Source organism: Methylobacterium sp., assembly GCF_019750675.1.
Lineage (GTDB): Bacteria > Pseudomonadota > Alphaproteobacteria > Rhizobiales > Beijerinckiaceae > Methylobacterium.
Window position 1 is genome coordinate 1 of the sequence record NZ_JAIEOF010000262.1, and the last position, 4,386, is coordinate 4,386.

The window sequence follows — 4,386 nt, forward strand, 5'->3', positions numbered from 1 at the left end:
CACCGCCTATGCGGCGGCCCCGCGCGCGCCCGTCGCGCGGCCCCCGGCCCCCCGCGTCGCGGCCGCCCTCCCGCCGGAGGATTTCGCCCCCGAGCCGCTTTCCCTCGCGGCCCCCGGACTCGCAGAGCCGATCTACTGAGGACGCCTCGCACAACGCCCGACCCCACTCGGTTCTTGCCCTGAGCACGACGGTGCGTCGGGCGTTTTGCGAGAGGCGCCGAGCCGTACCGGGCCGCATCCGGAAGGTGTGCCCGGCGAACCCCAGGGGGCCGGGAAAGCGACGGGGCGCCCGACCCCGCGCTTGACAGCGCGGTCCGAGGCGCCATCGTTCCCGCACGCTTCACGGACTCCAGCGGAACGAAGACGCCGGCATGCGCCCGAATCCCCTCTCCACCACCCTCGCCCTCGGCCTCGTGCTGGCGGGTGCCCTCCAGCCGGCGCTCGCCCGCTCCGGCCGCGAGGAGATCACCCCCGCCGAGGAGCGCGAGTTCAACTACGAGGCCAACATTCCCGGCTGCCAGGCCCCCGAGGTGCTGGAGCGGCTCTCGTCGCACTTCGCCGAGAAGGAGGCGAAGTTCTGGAACTCCTCCCTCACCATCCTGCGCTACGAGCACATCGAGCGCACGGCCTGGCGCCCCTGGGGCCTCGACTACGTTCCCCGCCGCTTCTGCAGCGCGGTGGCCACCACCTCGGACGGCATCCGCCGCAAGGTGGACTATTCGGTGCGCGACGGGCTCGGCATCATCGGGGCCGATTGGGGCATCGAGTTCTGCGTCCACGGTCTCGACCGCAACCTGTCGTACGCCTATTCCTCGGCCTGCCGCGAAGCCCGTCCGTGAGCCGCGCGCTCCGGCGCCCGGCGCGCCTCGCCCTCGCGGGCCTGACCCTTGCGCTGGCGGCGCCCACGGGGGCGCCGGCCCAGGGGTTCGAGCGCGGCGGCACGCCGGGATCGTTCGACTTCTACGTCCTGGCCCTGTCCTGGTCCCCGACCTATTGCGACGGACCCGGCGCGCGCCGCGAGGCGGACGGCCAGTGCCGGCCGGGCCGTGGCCTCGGCTTCGTCGTGCACGGGCTCTGGCCGCAATACACCCGGGGCTACCCCTCGAACTGCTCCTCCGTCGAGCGCTCGCCGACCCGGCAGGCGATCGAGGTGGCGGGGCAGGTCTATCCGAGCGAGGGGCTGGCCCGGCACGAGTGGCGCACGCACGGCACCTGCTCGGGCCTCGATCCGGTCTCGTATTTCCAGGCGGCCCGGGACGCCCGCGCGGCGGTGACCATTCCGGACGCCTTCAAGGGGCTGGAGCGCGACACCCGCATGGCGCCGATCGAGGTCGCCCGGCAGTTCGTGACGGCCAACCGGGGCCTGCGGCCCGACATGATGTCGGTGACCTGCCGGGGCGGTCAGCTCCAGGAGGTGCGGATCTGCTTTGCCAAGGACCTGCGCGGCTTCACCCCCTGCCCCGAGGTGGCCCGCCAGAATTGCCGCGCCGGCGAGGTTGCCATCGACGCCGCGCGGTAGATGATGCCGCGCTTCGCCCCCGGGTCTGGTCGCCGGGGGCCGTGGTGAGACAGGCCCGGACCTCATGAATTACCGCCACGCCTTCCACGCCGGCAATTTCGCCGATGTCCTGAAGCACCTCGTGCTGGCCCGCGTGCTGGCCCATCTCTGCCTGAAGCCCACGGGCTTCCGGGCGATCGACACCCATGCGGGGCTCGGCTTCTACGACCTCACCGCCGACGAGGCCGGGCGCACGGGGGAGTGGCAGGACGGCTGGGGCCGGCTCGCGACCCCGTTTCCCGAGGCCGTCGAGGATCTGCTCGCCCCCTACCGGGAGGCGGTGGCGGCGGTGCAGGCGCGGCACGGGGCCGACACCTATCCGGGCTCGCCCGCCCTCATCCGCGAGTTCCTGCGCCCCAGCGACCAGGGCGTCTTCGTGGAACTGCACCCGGCCGATGCCGAGACCCTGCGGGCGCGCTTCAACCAGGATTCGCTCTCGAAGGTGATGCATCTCGACGGCTGGACGGCGCTCAACGCGCTGATCCCGCCGCCCGAGCGCCGGGGCCTCGTCCTGATCGACCCGCCCTACGAGGAACTCGGCGAGATCGACCGCCTCGGCGCGGCGCTCGCCCGGGCGGTCGCCAAGTGGCCGACCGGCACCTATCTCGGCTGGTACCCGATCAAGGACGTCTCCAAGGTCGACCGCATGGTGGCCGAACTCGATCGCGGCCTCGCCCGCCCGGCCCTGCGCCTCGACCTGATGGTCTCCGAGCCCGATCCGACCCGCCTCAACGGCAGCGGTCTCGTCGTCGTCAATCCGCCCTGGCGGCTCGCCGAGGAGGCGATGCTGTTCCTGCCGGCGCTCGCCGAGCGCCTGGCCCGGAGCGACTACGCCGCCTTCCGCTGCGAGGCCTTCGGGGCACCCGCCTGAACTCTTTCGCGCGTCGTTCCGCCCGTGCCGCGAAGCGATATGCCTCCGAAGATGCGCCCGATCCGTCGTCCTGATCACCACCGGGATCGGGCACGCCGCGATCGGCCGCGTCCAAGCAGGGGGCCCGGCCTCCGCCCCGGTCCGCCGAGATGCGCTCCGCGGGATCTTAGGGAGGGCGGCAGGAGGCGGACGAAGGTCCCGTTAAGGATCGCAACGGATCGGCGGTGTCGGTAAAGTCCTGTTGCCCTTCACGGGTTAGGAGTGTTCGGCTTGCCCCCGGAACCCGCCCTGATGCCCCTCCACCCTGTCGACACCCGTGATCGCGCGCCGAACGGCATCAATCTGTCGGAACTGCTCGGCGCCTTGAGTCACGCCCTCGACCTCACCGAGGGCCAGCCGATCGGGCATTGCGTGCGCGCGACCTGGATCGGCATGCATGTCGGCCGACAGATGGGCCTGCCCGAGAACCATCTCTGGGAACTCTACTACACGGTGATGCTCAAGGATCTCGGCTGCTCCAGCAACGCCGCCCGGATCTGCGAGCTGTATCTGTCGGACGACCTGAGCTTCAAGCGCGATTTCAAGACCGTCAGCGACAGCTTGCCGAAGGTGCTCGGCTTCGTCTTCGCGCATACGGGCCTCAAGTCGGGCCTGGCCGAACGCTTCAAAGCCGTCCTCAACATCCTCCAGAACGGCGGCGCGATCGCCGACGACCTGATCCAGACCCGTTGCCAGCGGGGTGCCGAGATCGCCGCGCAGCTGCGCTTCCCGCCCGCCGTCTGCGAGGCCATCCATGCCCTCGACGAGCACTGGAACGGCAGGGGCCGCCCGGACCAGCGGGCAGGGCCGGCGATCCCGATCTATGCCCGCATCGCGCTCCTGGCCCAGGTGGTCGACGTGTTTCACACGGCGGCCGGCCCCGAGGCGGCCCTGGCGGAGGTCCGGAGCCGCAGCGGGAGCTGGTTCGATCCGCACGCGGTAGCCTGCTTCGAGCGGGCCGCCGCGATGCCGGGCTTCTGGGAGATGCTCGCCTCCGAGGCGATCACCGAGGCCGTCACCGCCCTGGAGCCCGCGCAGCGCGCCGTGGTGGTGGACGAGGATTATCTCGACGACATCGCCCGCGCCTTCGCCAAGGTCATCGACGCCAAGAGTCCGTTCACCTCCGGGCATTCGGAGCGCGTCGCGGTCTATGCCGACCTGATCGCGGCGGAGCTCGGCTTCACCGCGGAGCGGCGGCGTTGGCTGCGCCGGGCCGCATTGCTGCACGATGTTGGCAAGCTCGGCGTCTCGAACTCCATTCTGGACAAGAACGGCAAGCTCGACGAGGCCGAATGGCGCGACATGCGCCACCACGCCACCCTCTCCGAGGGCATTCTCGCGCGGGTCGCTGCCTTCCACGAGATGGCGCGCATCGGCGGCGCCCATCACGAGCGCCTCGATGGGCGGGGCTACCCGCGCGGTCTCAAAGCCGAGGCGATCGAGCCTGAGACCCGGATCGTCTCGGTGGCGGACGTGTTCGACGCGCTCACCGCCGACCGGCCCTACCGCAAGGCGATGCCGATCCCGAAGGCCCTCGAGATCATGCGGGCCGACCTCGGCACCGCCTTCGACCCGGTCTGCTTCGACGCCCTGGAACGGGCCCTCACCGTCTTGGAAGGCGGGCTCGCCCGGGCGGCCGCCTGAGCTTGATCCGCGCCTGTCATCCTAGCTTCACACGCCACGGTCATGTCCCGTCCCTGGCGGACCGCCGAGCCGGTGGATGCGTCCGGATTGACCGCGCGGGCGCAGCGTCCACGCTCTATCGTGTCGGAGGGGTGGGACAATGCGGGCGGACGAGCGCTTGGAGGCCGAACCCGGCAAGGGTCTGGCCCGCGCCGCGATGGCTGCGCGCCCCGAGGCGGTGACGGGTGGCAGGGAGTCGGAGGAGAGCATGGCCAAGGGAGGGGCGGCCAAATCT

General features: G+C 71.3%; 4 protein-coding genes. All 4 read left to right on the top strand.

The window, feature by feature from the left end; translation table 11 throughout:
- The first annotated feature begins 371 nt into the window (after positions 1-371).
- The 4 genes from K2X24_RS13410 to K2X24_RS13425 all read left to right on the top strand — a co-directional run bounded on the left by K2X24_RS13410 (position 372) and on the right by K2X24_RS13425 (position 4,112).
- Complete coding sequence (locus tag K2X24_RS13410; protein ID WP_292498899.1) at positions 372-839, top strand: hypothetical protein; 468 nt, start codon at positions 372-374, stop codon at positions 837-839.
- Positions 840-880: 41 nt separating this feature from the next.
- A complete protein-coding gene (locus K2X24_RS13415) occupies positions 881-1,519 on the top strand; it encodes a ribonuclease T2 (RefSeq protein ID WP_292498905.1) in 639 nt (212 codons plus the stop codon).
- Between the two features lie 64 nt (positions 1,520-1,583).
- Complete coding sequence (gene rlmJ / locus K2X24_RS13420; protein WP_292498901.1) at positions 1,584-2,429, top strand: 23S rRNA (adenine(2030)-N(6))-methyltransferase RlmJ; 846 nt, start codon at positions 1,584-1,586, stop codon at positions 2,427-2,429.
- Between the two features lie 291 nt (positions 2,430-2,720).
- Positions 2,721-4,112, top strand: coding sequence for an HD-GYP domain-containing protein (locus K2X24_RS13425; protein ID WP_292498903.1), 1,392 nt, complete (start codon positions 2,721-2,723; stop codon positions 4,110-4,112).
- Positions 4,113-4,386 lie beyond the last annotated feature (274 nt).